The organism is Streptoverticillium olivoreticuli subsp. olivoreticuli (assembly GCF_003391135.1).
GTDB lineage: Bacteria > Actinomycetota > Actinomycetes > Streptomycetales > Streptomycetaceae > Streptomyces > Streptomyces blastmyceticus.
Map to the genome: position 1 here is coordinate 6,972,593 of NZ_CP031455.1, position 16,611 is coordinate 6,989,203.

Consider the following 16,611-nt stretch of genomic DNA (forward strand, 5'->3'; position numbering starts at 1 on the left):
CTTCCCCATGCCCGAGCTGGTGTTCTTCTCCGGAACCATGGACTGCGGAAAGAGCACCCTCGCTCTTCAGATCGAGCACAACCGCTCGGCCCGCGGGCTCCGCGGTGTGATCTTCACGCGTGACGACCGGGCCGGGGAGGGGAGGCTGTCCTCGCGGCTGGGGCTGGTCACCGACGCGGTCGAGGCCACCGAGGGCATGGACATGTACGGCTACCTGGTCGACCTGCTGTCGAAGGGCGGCAAGGCGGACTACGTGATCGTGGACGAGGCGCAGTTCCTGGCGCCCGAGCAGATCGACCAGCTCGCCCGCGTCGTGGACGACCTGGGCCTGGACGTATTCGCCTTCGGCATCACGACGGACTTCCGCACGAAGCTGTTCCCGGGCTCGCAGCGGCTGATCGAGCTGGCCGACCGCATAGAGGCCCTGCAGGTCGAGGCCCTGTGCTGGTGCGGTGCCCGGGCCACGCACAACGCGCGCACGGTCGGTGGCGAGATGGTCGTCGAGGGCGCCCAGGTGGTCGTCGGCGACGTCAACCGCCCCGCGGAGGAGACCGGCTACGAGGTCCTGTGCCGTCGCCACCACCGCCGCCGCATGACGAGCGCGGCCGCCCACGCCGGCGCCCTCTCCCCGGACGTCCTGCCCGCGCTCGACGTCACCTGAGCCGCCTACGGCCCGGCTCGCGGAAGAGCCCGCCCGGCGCGGGTCGCCCGAGCCGCGCGCGGCCGCGGCCGCCTCAGGGCGTGCGCGTGGTGGTGTTCTTCCTGCCCTTGTCGTCGACGGCGAACCACAGCCCCTGCTTCCCCTGGCCGTTGACGTCCCCGGCCTTGCCGTCGCCGGTGAACCAGTACACGGGCCAGCAGTCGATGGCGAGCTGCTGGGTGCCGTCGGGGCGGGTCACGGTGGAGACGAGCTTCTCGGGGATGTCCCGCACCTTGGTCCTGTCCACGGGCTTCGCCGGCTTCCACGTGTCCAGGCACGCGTCGTTGCAGGCGAACTTCATCGGCCACGCGCTGTCCTTGTTGAAGCGGTACAGCGTCCGGCCCTGGCCGTCCACGAGGATCCTGCCGAGTGCGGTGTCGCCGACGACGGACACCGGGGCGGCGCTCGCCTTCTTCCCGTCGGGCGCGAGCGCGTTCCAGGTGCCGCCGACGCCCTGGCCCTTGGTGTCGCCGGGTGCCGTGTCCTTCGCGTAGCGGTAGACGGGCCAGCCGCCCAGGGTGAGTTGCTTGACGCCGTCGGCCCGTACGACCTCGCCGAGGGCGGAGGCGTCGATCCCGGCGGAGGCGGAGGCGTTGCCGGCGGGGACGGGTGGCCAGGCCTTCGCGCAGTCACCGTCGCAGTGGGAGGCCGGCGGTTTCGCCGTGTCCTTGTCGAAGCGGTAGAGGGTGAGGCCCTTGTCGTCGGTGACGACCTGGCCGAGGTCCGCCGTCCGCCGCACGGCCAGTTTGCCGTCGGCCGCCCCCATGCCGTCCGAACGGTTGCCCTCGCCGTAGCCGTCGGCGGATCCCGATCCGTTCCCGTAGCCCTTGCCTGCCTGCGAGCTGTTGGCCGCCGGCCGGGTGTCGTACCCCTGGTCCTTCGCCGAGGGACTGCCGTTGCACGCCGTCGCCAGCACCATGACGGTGAACGCCGTACCTGCCAGGGAGACCTGTCGCCGCTTGTTCATGTCCGGGTGTTCCTTTCCACGGAGGGGCCGGCGGACGGTCCGCCGACGCCGGGAAGTACGGGAGCGGCTCCGCGAGCTCTCAGCGGAACCGGGAAGTTGTCACACGTGGCCAAAAAGCCGCCCCGAAGCCGTCGGCAACTGTCGGAAATCACCTCAGTCAGCCGATTGGAGACGCAGCGCCAGGGCGGGGCAGCGCCGTACCGCGCGCAGGGCCCGCGGCCGCATCCGGGCGGGCACGGCGATGGCGGCCCGCTCCGGATAGTTGTCCGGGCCCAGCCGCAGCAGACCGGGCAGCAGATCCGCGCACAGCCCGTGCCCCCGGCACAGCGTCCAGTCCACCAGGAGCCGCTCCTTGGGCAGCGCCGGGCGGGCGCTCACGGGGGCCGGTCCGCGCACGCCGCCGGGCAGCGGCAGCACCCCCAGGACCGGACGCCCGCAGCCGGAGCCCAGCGCGTGCGCCTCGAAGTCCTCGGCGAAGACGGCCAGCGACGAGGCCACGAAACGGGCGGTGCCGTCCGGATGCCCGCAGGCCCCGCGCCGCTCCACCGCCCGCATCCGGGCCCGTACGCCCTCCAGGGCCCGGTGCCCGCCGCCGTGCGCGGCGTCGAAGAGGCCCTCGGCGAGCGCGGGCAGCCCCACGAAGCACGGACCGCACTGCCCCGCCGACTCCGCCGCCAGCCACCGCGCCACCCGCGCCGTCTCCCCGACCGGACACGTCGACTCGGGAAGCGGCAGCAGGGCACCGGCGCCCAGCACCGCGCCCGCCGCCGCCAGGGAGTCGCGCGAGACCGTCGCCGTACGGGCGTCCGTCCCGGACAGCCAGGCGCCGTGGTACCCACCGACCAGCACCCCCTGGCCCGGCCCGGTGCCGCACAGCTCCAGCGCGTACGACAGCGGAAGCCCGGTCGGCGTCTCCACCACGTGCGCCCCGGCGACGGTCAGCAGGACGGTGCCGGGCTCCTCCGGCAGGCCCAGTTCGCGGAAGGCCGCGGCACCGAGTCGCGCCGCGACGGCCAGCTGCGCGTACGTCTCGGTGTTGGACACCAGGGTCGGCACCCCGCCCAGCCCGCTCTCGCTGGAGCGGACCCCGCGCCCGGACGGCAGCGCGGGACCACCGCCCACACCACGGACCAGAGCCGTGCCCTCGCCGGTGACGAACCGTTCCGGCAGCCGCACCACCCGCACCCCCGGCTCGCCTGCCCCGCGCTCGGCCACCGCCTGGCGCACCGACCGCTCCACGTCCGCCCGTGTCACCCCGACCACCACCTGCCGCGCACCGAGCGCACCGGCCGCCAACAGCGCCCCGTCGAGCACCAGATGCGGCACGTGGAGCAGCAGCGCCGTGTCCTTCAGACAGCCCGGCTCGCCCTCGCTGCCGTTGACCACCACCGCCGGCACGCCGCCGGTGTGCCGCAAGGAGCCGAGCACCGCGCGCAGTTTGCGGGCGAAGGGGAAGCCCGCCCCGCCCCGGCCGAGCAGCCCGACGCCCTCCGCCAGCCCGGCCAGATCACCGGCGGACAGCTCCGGCGGCGGGCCGTGCAGCGCCAGATGCGCCGCCCGGTCCAGCCACGGCCGCCGGTCCAGGCCCGTCAGCAGCCGGGGCGTGCCGACGGCCGACAGCGTCGGCACGGGCCCGGTCACACGCCCCCTCCGCCACCGCCGCGGGCCCCGCGCAGCCGCACCACCAGCGCGGCCGCCACGCCCGCCACGCACAGCGCGTACGCCGCCGTCACCCAGCCGCTCGCCGGGCGGCCCGAGTGCAGCCCGTGCAGCAGCGCCGCGCCCCAGGCCGGGTAGGCGCTCATGTGCAGGGCCCGCCAGGCGCGCGACCGGCCGCCCGAGGCGAAGGCGCCGCGCACCGCGCCGGTGACGGCGACCGTCACGAAGAGATAGCCGGCGAGCGTGCCGAGCCCGACGAGAAACGGCCGGGCCCGGTCGGTGAACGGCACGGCCGCGGCCGCGGCGCCGACGTGCCCCTCGGCCACCTTCACCCAGATGTGCAGTGCGAGGAAGCCGAGACCGGCCACGGCCAGGCCGCGGTGGACGCCCTGGGCGAGCAGCCGGTGCGCGGAGCGCAGCAGCATCCGGTCGGCGGCGGCCAGCCCCCACAGCACACTGGCGGTGAGCGAGACGAGCGCGAGCACTCCCGCGCCGAAGTCCAGGAACTCCTGCGTCCGCTGGGCCACTTGGGACCGGGCGGCGACGGCGAGCAGCAGCAGGATCGCCGCGGGCAGGGCCGGCCTGGCCGACGGCCCGCTCCTCGGGCGGGAGCGCGTCCGCCGCCGGGGAAGGGCGAAGGCCGGACGGGGGCCGGGCGGCGGGGACACGGGCGGGGGAGGGCCCGGGGGCGGGAAGGCCGGCGGTGCCGTCGGTCGCGGCGGTGCCGCCGGGGATGTGTGTGACGCGGACATAGGGGGCCTCCGGCGGGCGTCCCCGGCGGCCGGGGCACGCCCGCGTTCCTGGGAAATCCGGAAATCCCGCGCATCGGCATAAATCGCCGGGCGGTCGAATGAACAGCAGGATCCTCGGACTTCGCAAGTCCTTCATAAGCTTTATCGCGCTGTGACAAATTCGCGCTTGGCTGTCCCCATGGCGGCGGCGGGCTGCTGATGATGCCCACTCAGGCGAGAGGTCCGAACGCCCGTCCCGATCCCCTTGTCCGGTGCAGATGTCCGGAGGTAGACGATGTGCGAAATGCTGAACCGCATCTGGTCACGACCACGTGGCGAATGGACTCGCATCCTGAGAAAGGAACTTCCCGCCGTCGCGGCCAAGGTGGTCGATGAACTGCTGTGCAATACCCCGGTATTCGCGGATATCGTGGAGCGAATCGGGAAGGATGCGGCGCGGGCGGCGGTCGAGCAGGCGCTGTTGCTGGCACTGGGGCTCGGCGGCAAAGCGGACGGCATCCGTACGTCCCTGGCGGTGCCCGAGCCCCGGCCCGCGACCGGCCGGGCCGTCACCGCCCTGCCGGACGCCCGGGCACGGCAGGCGCTGTTCGCCGCGCTCGCCGACGACCGCGGCCTGCCCAAGGAGGTCCTGGCCGAACTCGCGCGCCAGGCGGGCTGGCCGCTGCCCGACCGGGCCCGCGCCGTCGTCCTCGGTGCCGCCTCCTCCAACGAGGCGCCCCAACTGGCCCTCCAGCTCACGACGGCACTCGGCCAGGGGCTGCTGGGCACCGTCGACGCGGACGTCTGCCTGATCGTCCCGGACCCGGGCCCCGAGGCGCGCTCCGAGCTGGTGGCCGTGCTCGGCGGCCGGGTGGCCGCCGTCGGCCACTGTGCTCCCGTGGCCGACGCCGCCTCCTCACTGCGCTGGGCGCGGCGGCTGCTCGCCCTGGCCCCGGCCGGCGCCGGCCCGAAGGAACGGCTCGTCTTCGTCGACGACCACCTCTCGGACCTCCTGCTGCTCCAGGACGAATCCCTCGCCCGAGCCCTCTGCGCCCGCTGGCTGCGTCCGCTCGAGGCACTCACGCCGCGGCAGAGCGAGCGCCTCGAAGCGACCCTCCTGGCCTGGCTGGAGAGCGGCGGCGCACCCGAGGCGGCCCGTGCGCTCCAGGTCCACCCGCAGACGATCCGCTACCGCCTGCGCCAGATGGAGAAGCTCTTCGGCCCGGCGCTGCGGGACCCGCGCATGCGCTTCGAGCTGGAACTGGCGCTGCGCAGCCGGCGTCTGCTGGCCCGGTCCCGGCGGCTGCGCCGGCGCGTCCAGGGCCGGGGCCACGCCCTCGCCGCCGCCGTCCACCCGCTGGGACTCGCCAGGCAGGCGCGCGTCAACGGCCTGTGAACCCCCGCGGCACGCTGCGGCGGCCCCGGACCTCGAAGGTCCGGGGCCGCCGCGTTCCCGGCGCCGGGCGGCAGGTGCGGTTGGGGAGCACCCGGCGCCGGGGGCACGCGGGGCGCTCAGCAGCGCCGCCCGCCGTTGACGCAGGACACTGCCTTCGCCATCAGCGCGTCCGGCATGACGTTGATGAAGTCACCGTGGTCCGTCACCGGCTTGTGCAGCTGCTCGGGGAAGCTGTCCACGGCGAACGGGGTGCCGGCCGGCACCGCGTACGTGATGCGCTGGACGAGCTGTGGCACGGCCCGGAAGCCGCGCGGGCACGAGCCGTCCGCCTTGGCGAAGGCGACGTGGGTACGGTGGTTGGCGCTGTCGACGGAGCGGCCGTCCCAGCAGCTCTGGAAGGCCAGGGTGCGGACCACGTCCGAACCGCCCGGGCATATCGGGTACTTGTCCTTCAGCTGCCGGTTCTCGAAACCGGTGCAGCTCCACGAGGCGTTGGCGTTGCCCGGGCCGCTGGTGAACGCCTTCGCGTCACCGGTGATCACCCTCAGGAAGCGCGGCATCGCCGAGACCTTCGACACCGGGCTGCCGCGGAACTGGATCGTCACCGACGAGGGCCGCAATACTTTGCCCATGTTGCCGTCGTGCCCGCCACCGGGGGCATGGGCGTCCGGCGCGGCCTTGCCGTCCAGGAGCCGCAGAACAGGCCAGTAGTGGGTGGAGAGATCGCCATTGGTGCAGGTGGTTCCGGCCGCGGCGAGGGACGCATTCGAGGAGAAGGCGTTCGTCGACAAATTGCCCACATAGTCATGGGTGTGGTGGGCGCCATTGCTGACACCGGGCGTGACGATGACGTTGTCCGAGTTGAAATGGCCGTTCTCGTTGCGCCCGCAGGAAGAGGTGAACGTCCCGGCGGAGCCGCCGGAACCGACTGCCGGATTCTGCTTCGCCGGCGCGGTACGGATGTCGGCGAAGTCGGAAGGGGACGGACCGCCGGGTATGGCCCGCGTCAGGACGGCGGCGCCGGCGTCGGCCCGCCCGGGCGCGTCCGCCGTACGGACCTGCCGGGCCGTGCAGCCGCTCAGCTCCGACAGATCCGACGGGCGCGTCGACCGCTCCGCGATGGCGTCGGCCATCCGGCCGATCGTCGTGGAGCGCCGCTGCTTCAGTTCGCCGAGCACGGCACCGCCGTCGCCGCCGGGCGCCGACGCCTGCTCGTACGCCCGTGCCACCTGGGCGTCGAGTTCCGCGAGGCCCGCGGAGACCTGCTGCCGCGCCGGGTCGGGCACGTCCCGCAGCCGGTCGCCCACATCCGGACAGGCGATGGTCGTCGCCGTCGCCGGGGCCGCCGCGTGGTCCGCCGAGGAGGTGCCGGCCGGCCGGTGGGACCCTCCGGCCGAGGCATGGGCGGCGACGAGCGCCGTCCCGCCGCCGCCCAGCAGCAGCGCCGCGACCGCGAGCAGCACACGTACCTTCGCGGATATGCGGTGCTTGTGGCCCTGTCGTTTCGTGGGGGTCATGGCATCACTTCATTTCCTCGTTGCTGTGCCGAGCCGTGCTCTGCCGATCCGGAACCGGGGACGGCGCGGGCATCCGGACCCGCGTCCCGGGGACGCCGGTCACTCCGGTGCCTTCCAGGACGGTGATGTGGTCGAGGACGACGGTGTTGGCGCGCGTCGCCAGCTCCCGGACCAGGGAGTTGCCGGTCCGGTCCCGCACGAGCGCCACCAGGCCGAACACCTTGCCGTGGGCGGCGCGGACCAACTGGGCGAAGACCCGGTCGAATTCGGCGCCCCGGGCGGCGTCCATCCGGTCCAGCCATCCCTGCTGCTGTTCCGTGGGGCGGCCCGGCAGCGTGATGTCCAGGGACCGGGCGGCGTCGAGGGAGCGGCGGTCCAACTCGGTGTGCCCGTCGACGAGATGCTCCCCGGCGGTCCGTACGCTGTCGCTGGTCCCGCGCTCCTGGGCCAGGCGGCCCGCGGGCTTCTCCCACAGGCCGGCGAGCCGGACCTTGCGCACGAAGTCCCGGTCCAGGGCCGTCAGCGGTCCGGACGCGGTGCTCCGCGTCCCTTCGCCGTCGTCCATCCAGGCCGGGCCGTCGGCCGCCGCCGACCGGGCTCCGCCGAACAGGGCCACCGGTACCAGCAGCGCCACCAGCGTCGCGGCCAGCGCGCCGACCACGAGCCAGGTGCCGAGCGCCCGCCCCGCCCCCGGCCGCCCGCCTTCGGGCCCGGCCCGCCGGGACAGTGGCCTCGTGAAACCCGCTCTCATGGCGCGGGCCGGTCGCACGGGACGCATCGCGCCGCCTCCCTCGTTCCTCGGCTGTCGGTCGAATGGCCAGCGACGCTAGTCGCACGGCCGACCCGGCGGAGGAGGGTTCTCCGCATCTGACAAAACGAGGACCACGGGATCGGGAGGCTGTTACCGTGCCCCGGGAGCCGCTCCTGGCGGCCTCAAGTCACGTGTGGATACGGGGATTTGGTGGCGCGGGAACGGAGCCTCGCCGTCGGGGACGTCGACCGGCCCGGGACGGCGGTGGGTTACGAGGTGCTGCTGCGGCGCGCGGTGGACCCCGTCAACAGGCCGTCCGCAGCAGGGTGAAGACGGCGCCCTCCGGGTCCGCGACCGCGGCCACCCGCCCGGCCGGGCTCTCATGCGGGGGCCGCAGCACCTGTCCGCCGAGCTCCGTCACCCGGCGCGCGGCGGCATCCGTGTCCGCCACCTCGAACGACGTCATCCAGTGCGGGCCTTGCGCGGGCGGCAGCGCCGTACCGACCCCGTGGATCGCGGCCACCGGCCGCCCGTCCAGCCGTAGCGTGACGTAGTCGGAGCCGTCCGCCTCCGCGGTCTCGGTCTCGTATCCGAAGAGCGCCTGGTAGAAGGTGACGACCGTGGACGCCCGATCCGTCACCAGCTCGTGCCGGACCGGCGTGCCGGGCGCCCCCACCAACCGGGGGCCCACCAGCCGCTGTCCCTGCCAGACCCCGAACGACGCCCCCGTCGGGTCCGTGGCGAGCACCAGCCGCCCCGCGTCCTCCGCGGACAGCGGGCCCACGCCGACCGTGCCGCAGGCGGAGCGGATCCCCTCCGCGGTCCCGTCCGCGTCGTCGCTCGCGAGATAGGTGGTCCACGCGGTGGGCAGCCGCCGTCCGGGCCTCAGCCCGCCGATGCCCGCCACGTCCTGGCCGTCGATCGTGGCGCGCACGTACGGGCCGAGCCGGCGGGGCCCGGGGTTGTAGTAGGCCCAGCCGAACAGGCCGCTGTAGAAGTCCTTGATCGATTCCAGGTCGTGTGCCAGCAGGCTCGTCCAGCACGGGGTGCCCGGTGTCTGCCTGGCCTCCCGCGTGCTCTGCCGCCGGTGGGAGCCCCAAACCTCGGTCATCGCCACTCTCTCCTCGGACCATCGTGGTGGCCGCGCGTCCCGCGCCGGTCTGCGGCGCGCGGGTGGTACGGGACGGGGCACGTCCAGATGTTTGCACCACCTGCCGTGGCGCGCCCCCCGGCCGCGCCGGGACCCACGGGTTCCCGCAGGAGAATGCCCGAATTGACGTTTCGGTTCCGTTTCGGCGCCGTTGCCGTCCGGTGTCAGGACCGCCGCCAGTATCGAGCAGGTGTGCGCGGTCCCGCCAGAGGGCCCCTCCACGTACGGCGGTTACGCCAGGATGGGGACCATGAAGCCCATCATCACCGCAGTCGAACTCATGAACGTGGTGGCCGGCGAGCGGCCACCGGTCCTGCTGGACGTCCGCTATCAGCTGGGCGGCCCGCCCGGCCGCCCGCAGTACGAGGCCGGGCACATCCCCGGCGCGGCCTATGTGGACCTGGACGCCGAGCTCGCCGGCCCGGCGGGGGAGCGCGGCAGGCACCCGCTGCCGGACGTCGAGGCGTTCGGGGCGGCGATGCGCCGGGCCGGGGTGCGGTCCGACCGCGAGGTCGTCACCTACGACGGCGGCACGGGCTGGGCGGCCGCCCGGACGTGGTGGATGCTGCGCTGGGCCGGGCATTCCTCCGTACGGGTCCTCGACGGCGGACTCGCCGCGTGGACCGCGCGGGGCGGGGCCCTCGCCACCGGAGCACCACCGGTCGAGGAAGGGGACTTCGCACCGGCGCCCGGGGCGCTGCCGCTGCTCGATTCGGACGGCGCGGCGGCGCTGGCGCGGCGCGGTGTGCTGCTGGACGCCCGGGCGGGGGAGCGGTACCGCGGCGAGATCGAGCCGATCGACGCGGTCGCCGGGCACATCCCGGGCGCGGTCTCGGCGCCGACGACCGAGAACGTGACCGAGGACGGCCGTTTCCGGCCCGCCGAGGAGCTCGCCGCGCGCTTCGCCGGGCTCGGGGCGAGCGGCGAGGTGGGGGTCTACTGCGGCTCCGGCGTCTCCGCCGCGCACGAGGTGCTGGCGCTGGCGGTGGCGGGCATCCCCGCGGCCCTCTATGTGGGGTCGTGGAGCGAGTGGTCCTCCGACCGAAGCCGTCCCGTGGCGACGGGTCCTCAGCCGGGCTGACCGGCACGGCCGTTCGGCGGACGCGACAGCGCCCGGCCTCGACGGGCCGGGCGGTGCTGCCGTGCGCGACGGGCGCCGCGGGCGCCTGCGGAGAGAACGGGCGAGGCGTGCGCCATCGTTTCCCCGACGGCTGCCGGGGGTTGACGGACGGTTACTCCTCTTGTCGTTCTGCCGTCACTCCTGTTTCTTGCGCCGGGTGCCGAAGACGATCTCGTCCCAGCTCGGCACCGCGGCCCGGCGGCCGGGCCGGACGCCGTCCGCCTCCGCCTGACGGTCCGTGGTCCCGGTGAGCCGGTCGCGGTGACCGGCCACGGAACGCGGCATCAGCACGTCCGCGTACGCGGCACCCGCGCCCGCGCTCGCGGCCGGGGGCTCGACGGCCTCCGCCTCCTCGTCGGTCTCCTCGCCCGCCGGTGCCACCGTGGGCGGCTCCGGCACGACCATGTCGCCCCGGAAGCTGGGCACGGCCTCGAGCAGGCTCGTCAGGGAGTCCCGCTCCTTGGCCGTGTCCTCCGCGGCGGCGTCGGTGTCCGCCTCCCCCGGGGGGGCGGGCGGCGCGGGCGTGGGGCGGTCCAGCGTCCGGTCGAGGGGTCGGTCGCGCGGCAGCCGGGCGATGCGCGGCACAAAAGGAAAACTCGGCTCGGGCGTGTCGTCGGTCTCGCCGATGAGTGCCCGGGCCTCGTCGTCCATCGCCTGGACGATCCGCCTCGGCGGGTCGAACGTCCAGCTCGCGGCACGCGGCTCACCCGCGGACCGGTAGACGAGCAGCACCTCCCAGGTGCCGTCGTCGCGGCGCCAGGAGTCCCACTGCGAGCTGTCCTTCTCGGCGCCGCGCAGCACCAGCCGCTCCGCGACCGCCTCGCCCAGCGGCGGGCCGGTGTTCTCACCGGGACGGCGCACGGGCGTCTTGCGGGCGCGCTCGGCCATGAAGGCGCGCTCGGCGAGCACCGGGCCCTCGAACCTGCGGACCCGCTCGACGGGGATGCCGGCCAGCTGCGCGACCTCCTCGGCGGAGGCACCTGCGCGTATACGTGCCTGGATGTCGCGCGGGCGGAGATGGCTCTCCACCTCGATCTCGATCTGGCCCAGGCGAGCACGGTCGTTGCGCACCGCGGCGCGCAACCGTTCGTCAATGGGAAGGGTGTACTCCGTGCTGTCCGCAGCCTTGAGCACCAGCCGTGTGCCGTCGTTGGAGACGGCCACGACACGCAGTTCGGGCATGGGGACCTCCCGGGTGGTGCCTGCCGACGTCACCTGCGTCGCTGCTTCCGCTAGTCGAGTGTGGCCTGCCCGGGTGCAGCCTGCCACAACATTGCCGAGTTGACGGGGCGAGAGCCGCCTGGCCCCTCCCGTTTGGGTCCGGGCGGCCGGACGGGACACCGGGACCAGGGCTCGCCACAGTACTCCATTCGGGCCACGGGGGGTGGATCGGCGCGCCATCGAAGTTCACGCGGGAGAAGGGAGTTGATCCGGGCCGTCCGGGCGGGCACCCACCGAACGGGTGTCGAGGTTCACACAATCGCCGGAATCGGAACTGTTCGTTACGCTCGAATGTCTCTTCTAGCTGCAAGAGGGATCGAAGGGCTACACAGAGGCGGGAGATGGACGGCAAAGGCGAAAGCGAGGCAAAACCGAAGAAGAAGCGTCTGGAGCTGAGCCTCGCGCAGGTCGCCGGGAGCGCCCTCGCGGCGGTCGTGGCCGCGCTGCTCGCGGGCAAGCTGGGGGTGTACGGCACCGTCCTCGGCGCCGGCGTGGTGAGTGTCGTGGCCACGTCGGGTGGCACGATCTTCCAGCACTTCTTCAAGCGCACGGGCGAGCAGCTCCGCGAGGCGACCGCCCAGGCCGCCAAGCCGCCGCTGCGCCAGGTTCCGGTGCGGGACGCCGGGCGCGCCGTGGGGCGGCTCGGGCAGGACGCCGCTCCCGACGCCGCCCGCACCCAGCTGCTCGGCCAGGTCGACGCGACGCGGATGCTGCCGGGCGTCGACGGGACGCGGCCCCTGCCGACCGAGGATGCGACACAGCTGTTGCATGGTGCGGGCCACGCGCCGGAGCTCCACTCACACGCGGGCGCACACTCGGATCCGCACGCCGGTGCGTACTCCGATGAACAGATCGGTGCTCCGAGCGACGAGTACACGACAGGCATCACCCATGGCACGCGGCTGCGGGGCTGGAAGCGCCCGCTGCTCGCGGCGGGCGCGGTCTTCGCGCTCGCCATGGGCACCGTCACCGCGGTCGAGCTGGTCAGCGACAAGAGCGCGGACGGCTCGAACGGCTCCACGACGGTCGGCCAGCTGGTCGGCGGCGGGAAGTCGGACAAGAAGCAGGACCGCACGCCCCCGCGGAACCCCGACCCGGGCCGTTCGCGGGACGGCGGCCAGGAGACGGGCAAGGGCGGGGACGGCGGCGCGTCGCCGGACCCGGGCACGACCCCGCGGGGCGGCGGCGGGGACAAGCCCTCGCCGAACCCGTCGACCTCGCCCGGCACGGGCGGCACCTCCGGCGGCTCGACGCCCGACCCGAAGCCGAATCCGTCCGGCCCCACGCAGACGCCCGACGGCGGCAAGGGCGGCACCGACGGCAAGGGCGGCACGACCACGGGCGGCCAGGGCACGACGGGCACGACCGGTCAGACCGACCCCAAGCCGCCGCAGGGCCAGAACGCGGCGGCCGGCACGGGCACGGTCACCCAGGGCACGCTGTCGTAGGGGGCTCTCCTTCGTACGCCGGACGGGCCCGGGAGCGCGCGATCGCGAACTCCCGGGCCCGTCCGACGTTTGCCCGGGGGAACCTCAGCCCAGGACCCGGCGCAGATACGCGTTGCCGAACACACGCTCCGGATCCAGCCGGTCCCGCAAGGATGTGAATTCCGCGAAGCGCGGATAGACCCCGGCCAGATAGGCCGCGTCCCGGCCGTGCAGCTTCCCCCAGTGCGGCCGCCCGCCGTGAGCCGTCATGATCCGCTCCGCGGCCGAGAAATACGCGTGGTGCGGCGTGCCCCGGTACATGTGCACGGCCACATAGGCCGTGTCCCGCCCGGACGCCGTCGACAGCGGTATGTCGTCCGCCGGAGCGGTCCGTACCTCCACCGGGAAGCTGATCCGCAGCCGCGACCGCTCGACCGCCGCCCGCAGCTCGCGCAGCGCCGCCACGGCGGCCTCGCGCGGCAGGGCGTACTCCATCTCCAGGAAGCGGACCCGGCGGGGGCTGGTGAAGACCTTGTACGCGACATCCGTATACGTACGGGCCGACAGGGCGCGGCCGGCGATCCGGGCGATGCCGGGGACCGCGGCGGGCACGGTGCGGCCCACGGAGCACACGGCCTGGAAGAGGCCGTTGGCTATCAGCTCGTCCTCGACCCAGGCGGCGGCCCGGCCGGGGGGAGCCGCGGGGCCCGCGCTGCGGTTGTTGCGCTTGGTGGTGCAGTGGGTGGTGTGCGGGAACCAGTAGAACTCGAAGTGTTCGTTCTCGGCGACGAGGGTGTCGAACTCCGAGGTGACCCGGTCGAAGGGCATCGGCTCCTCGCGCGCCCGCAGGAGGAACTCCGGCTCCACCGCGAAGGTGACCGCGCTGATCACGCCCAGCGCGCCCAGGCCCAGCCGGGCCGCCGTGAAGACCTCCGGGTTCTCCCGCGGCGAGCAGGTGAGCACCGAGCCGTCCGCCGTCACCAGCTCCAGACCCCGGACCTGGGCGGAGAGCGAGGCCGAGTCGCGGCCGGTGCCGTGGGTGCCGGTGCTGACCGCGCCCGAGACGGTCTGTTCCATGATGTCGCCCATGTTGGCCAGCGACAGGCCGTGCGCGGACAGCGCCGTGTTCAGCTGCCGGAGCGTGGTCCCGGCGGCCACGGTCACCGTCCCGGCCGCCCGGTCGGCCGCCCGCAGCCCGGTGAGGCGCTCCGGGCGGATCAGCAGGCCGTCCGTGGCGGCCGCCGCGGTGAAGGAGTGGCCGGTGCCGGCCGCCTTGACCTTCAGCCCCTCCGCGGCGGCCCGTGCCACCGCCTCGGCGAGCTCCGCGGTGCTCGCCGGTGCCACGGTCCGCGCGGGGTGGGCGGTGACGTTCCCCGCCCAGTTACGCCACGCGCCCCTTGTCCCGGTCCTCGCGCTGCTTGTGGTTCCGGTCGTTCTCGTCATGTGCGTCGGACCCTCCCCTTGCCTGCGGCACGGGTCCCCCCGGCCGCTGCGGCGCCGGCCTGCGCAGCCGGCGGTAGCCGAGGAACGCCACCGCGGCCGAGAGCGCCCCCGCCACCACGCACACCACGTACCCCGCCGCCGCCCCGGACGCGTCGACCACCAGGCCGGCGGCGGACGACCCCAGCGCCACGCCGACCGCGAGCCCGGTGCTCGTCCAGGTCATGCCCTCGGTCAGCTGCGCGCGCGGTACGTGCTGTTCGACGAGGGCCATCGTCGTCACCATGGTCGGCGCGATGGACAGGCCCGCGACGAAGAGCGCCACGGCCAGGGACGGCATGTTCCCGACCAGTTGGAGGGGGATCATACTCACGGCCATCGCACAGACGCCCAGCAGGAAGCGGCGGGCGGGATCGCCCTTGAGCCGCAGCAGCCCGAAGACGACGCCCGCGAGGCACGAGCCCAGCGCGTACACCGAGAGCACCAGGCTCGCCGCCGCCTTGTGGCCCTGCTCCTCGGCGAAGGCGACGGTCACCACGTCGACCGTCCCGAAGATCGCGCCCATGGCCACGAACGTCACCACCAGCACCTGGAGTCCGGGCGAGCGCATGGCCGAGCCGCGCTGGTGCTGCTCGCGGGGGTGCGGCACCGGCTCGGTGGCGCGCTGCGCGGTCAGCCAGAGGACGCCGACGGCCAGGAAGCAGGCGGCCAGCAACGGGCCCGCCTCGGGGAACCACGCCGTGGACAGCCCGATCGAGAGGATCGGGCCGAAGATGAAGCACACCTCGTCGGCCACGGACTCGAAGGCGTACGCGGTGTGCAGCTCGCGGCGGCCCCGGTAGATCGCCGCCCAGCGGGCCCGCACCATCGAGCCCACGCTGGGCACGCAGCCCACGGCGGCCGCGAAGACGAAGAGCGTCCAGTCCGGCCACCGCTGCTGCGCGCTGAGCAGCAGTCCCGCGACCGCGACCACGCAGACCAGCGTCGCCGGGCGCAGCACCCGGCGCTGCCCGTGCCGGTCGACGAGCCGGGATATCTGCGGGCCGAGCACGGCCGCGGAGATGGCCAGGGTCGCGGAGAGGGCGCCCGCCAGCCCGTACCGGCCGGTCAATTGGGACACCATCGTCACGATGCCTATGCCCATCATCGACAGCGGCATCCGGCCGAGGAACCCGGCCGCCGAGAAGCCCTTGGAACCGGGGGCGGCGAATATTTCGCGGTAGGGACTGGGCAAGGGGGCCGCCAGGGGATCGGGGGTGAACCGGGGAGGGTGACAGACAGTGAGGGTGCCGGTAAGGGATGTAAGTGGCCGATACAGCTTACGTGCGTACATGCGTGCGATGCACTGCCATTTCCTGCCTGTCGGTGACGGGTGGCAGGATCGGACCATGTCGGATCAGCCAGCAGACCAGCGAGCAACAGCCCCGTACGACGCCCTGTTGCTGCTCTCCTTCGGCGGCCCCGAGGGCCCGGACGATGTCGTTCCGTTCCTGGAGAACGTCACCCGCGGCCGCGGGATCCCCCGCGAGCGCCTCAAGGAGGTCGGGCAGCACTACTTCCTCTTCGGCGGCGTCAGCCCGATCAACGACCAGAACCGCGAACTGCTGGCCGCGCTGCGCGAGGAGTTCGCCGAGCACGGCACCGACCTGCCGGTCCACTGGGGCAACCGCAACTGGGCCCCGTATCTGACCGACACCCTGCGCGAGCTGACCGCCGCCGGGCACCGCCGCGTCCTCACGCTCGCCACCAGCGCCTACGCCTCGTACTCCGGCTGCCGGCAGTACCGCGAGAACCTCGCCGACGCGCTGGCCACCCTGGAGGGCGAGGGGCTCACGCCGCCGCGCGTCGACAAGCTGCGGCACTACTTCAACCACCCCGGATTCGTCCGGCCCATGGTCGACTCGACCCTCGCGGCGCTCGCCTCGCTCCCCGAGGACGTCCGGGCCGGCGCGCACCTCGCCTTCACCACACACTCCATCCCCACGGCCGCCGCGGACACCTCCGGCCCCGCCGAGGGCCACGGTGACGGCGGCGCCTACGTCGCCCAGCACCTCGACGTCGCCCGGCTGATCGCCGACGCCGTCCGCGAGGAGACCGGCACCGAGCACCCCTGGCGGCTCGTCTACCAGTCCCGCAGCGGCGCCCCGCACATCCCCTGGCTCGAACCGGACATCTGCGAGCACCTGGAAGCCGTCCAGGGCGAGGGTGCCGAGGCGGTGGTGATGGTCCCGATCGGCTTCGTCTCGGACCACATGGAGGTCAAGTACGACCTCGACACCGAGGCCACCGCCAAGGCCGCCGAGCTCGGCCTGCCGGTCGCCCGCGCGGCCACCGTCGGAGCCGACCCGCGCTTCGCCGCCGCCGTCCGCGAGCTGGTGCTGGAGCGCGCCGCCACCGAGCGCGGCCTCGCCCCGCAGAGGTGCGCGCTCGGCGCGCTCGGCCCCTCCCACGACCTCTGTCCCGTCGGCTGCTGCCCGGCGCGGGCCCCACGCCCGGCCGCCGCCGGCGCCGACGGCCCGTACGCGTAAGGAG

Annotated in this window: 14 protein-coding genes; 5 read left to right on the forward strand and 9 right to left on the reverse strand. The window is 74.1% G+C overall.

The genetic code is table 11. The features are described from left to right. The first annotated feature begins 7 nt into the window (after nt 1-7). Nucleotides 8-661 carry a thymidine kinase gene (locus DXZ73_RS30960; RefSeq protein WP_116214284.1) on the forward strand — a complete coding sequence of 218 codons (654 nt, stop codon included), beginning with the start codon at nt 8-10 and terminating at the stop codon, nt 659-661. A 73-nt stretch (nt 662-734) separates the two neighbouring features. On the opposite strand, the gene DXZ73_RS30965 is transcribed toward DXZ73_RS30960, so the two are convergent. From DXZ73_RS30965 to DXZ73_RS30975, 3 genes are all read right to left on the reverse strand, one after another. Next, nucleotides 735-1,667, reverse strand: coding sequence for an SCO0930 family lipoprotein (locus tag DXZ73_RS30965; RefSeq protein WP_116214285.1), 933 nt, complete (start codon nt 1,665-1,667; stop codon nt 735-737). Nucleotides 1,668-1,820: 153 nt separating this feature from the next. Next, entirely contained in the window at nt 1,821-3,308 is a 1,488-nt protein-coding gene (locus DXZ73_RS30970) for an NADH-ubiquinone oxidoreductase-F iron-sulfur binding region domain-containing protein (RefSeq protein WP_116214286.1), read from the reverse strand. After that, entirely contained in the window at nt 3,305-3,994 is a 690-nt protein-coding gene (locus DXZ73_RS30975; RefSeq protein WP_240351559.1) for a hypothetical protein, read from the reverse strand. Before DXZ73_RS30975 ends, DXZ73_RS30970 begins: the two co-directional genes overlap by 4 nt. Nucleotides 3,995-4,487: 493 nt before the next feature. Here DXZ73_RS30975 and DXZ73_RS30980 point away from each other — a divergent pair, with 493 nt between their 5' ends. After that, complete coding sequence (locus DXZ73_RS30980; protein WP_338059146.1) at nt 4,488-5,453, forward strand: helix-turn-helix domain-containing protein; 966 nt, start codon at nt 4,488-4,490, stop codon at nt 5,451-5,453. 116 nt (nt 5,454-5,569) lie between these two features. On the opposite strand, the gene DXZ73_RS30985 is transcribed toward DXZ73_RS30980, so the two are convergent. From DXZ73_RS30985 to DXZ73_RS30995, 3 genes are all read right to left on the reverse strand, one after another. Then, nucleotides 5,570-6,970 (reverse strand): DUF1996 domain-containing protein, encoded by a 1,401-nt coding sequence (locus DXZ73_RS30985; RefSeq protein WP_116214288.1) that lies wholly within the window; start codon nt 6,968-6,970, stop codon nt 5,570-5,572. A 4-nt stretch (nt 6,971-6,974) separates the two neighbouring features. Continuing rightward, the gene (locus DXZ73_RS30990) at nt 6,975-7,748 is read right to left on the reverse strand and encodes a DUF4142 domain-containing protein (RefSeq protein ID WP_240351560.1); all 774 of its coding nucleotides are present in this window, start codon (nt 7,746-7,748) and stop codon (nt 6,975-6,977) included. A gap of 277 nt (nt 7,749-8,025) precedes the next feature. Beyond that, the gene (locus DXZ73_RS30995) at nt 8,026-8,832 is read right to left on the reverse strand and encodes a VOC family protein (RefSeq protein ID WP_116214289.1); all 807 of its coding nucleotides are present in this window, start codon (nt 8,830-8,832) and stop codon (nt 8,026-8,028) included. A gap of 289 nt (nt 8,833-9,121) precedes the next feature. On the opposite strand from DXZ73_RS30995, the gene DXZ73_RS31000 reads away from it, so the two are divergent. Further along, the gene (locus DXZ73_RS31000) at nt 9,122-9,952 is read left to right on the forward strand and encodes a sulfurtransferase (protein ID WP_116214290.1); all 831 of its coding nucleotides are present in this window, start codon (nt 9,122-9,124) and stop codon (nt 9,950-9,952) included. A gap of 174 nt (nt 9,953-10,126) precedes the next feature. On the opposite strand, the gene sepH is transcribed toward DXZ73_RS31000, so the two are convergent. Next, on the reverse strand, nt 10,127-11,206 hold the full coding sequence (gene sepH, locus DXZ73_RS31005; RefSeq protein ID WP_116214291.1) for a septation protein SepH: 1,080 nt from the start codon (nt 11,204-11,206) through the stop codon (nt 10,127-10,129). Nucleotides 11,207-11,553: 347 nt separating this feature from the next. Here sepH and DXZ73_RS31010 point away from each other — a divergent pair, with 347 nt between their 5' ends. Continuing rightward, nucleotides 11,554-12,660, forward strand: a complete 1,107-nt coding sequence (locus DXZ73_RS31010; RefSeq protein WP_116214292.1) for a hypothetical protein — start codon at nt 11,554-11,556, stop codon at nt 12,658-12,660. Between the two features lie 84 nt (nt 12,661-12,744). Here DXZ73_RS31010 and DXZ73_RS31015 read toward each other — a convergent pair whose 3' ends face one another. Beyond that, nucleotides 12,745-14,082, reverse strand: coding sequence for a D-arabinono-1,4-lactone oxidase (locus DXZ73_RS31015; RefSeq protein ID WP_116214293.1), 1,338 nt, complete (start codon nt 14,080-14,082; stop codon nt 12,745-12,747). Further along, entirely contained in the window at nt 14,021-15,313 is a 1,293-nt protein-coding gene (locus tag DXZ73_RS31020) for an MFS transporter (RefSeq protein ID WP_116214294.1), read from the reverse strand. The genes DXZ73_RS31015 and DXZ73_RS31020 overlap by 62 nt, the downstream gene beginning before the upstream one ends. Before the next feature lie 154 nt (nt 15,314-15,467). On the opposite strand from DXZ73_RS31020, the gene DXZ73_RS31025 reads away from it, so the two are divergent. Then, entirely contained in the window at nt 15,468-16,607 is a 1,140-nt protein-coding gene (locus tag DXZ73_RS31025; protein WP_116214295.1) for a ferrochelatase, read from the forward strand. Nucleotides 16,608-16,611 lie beyond the last annotated feature (4 nt).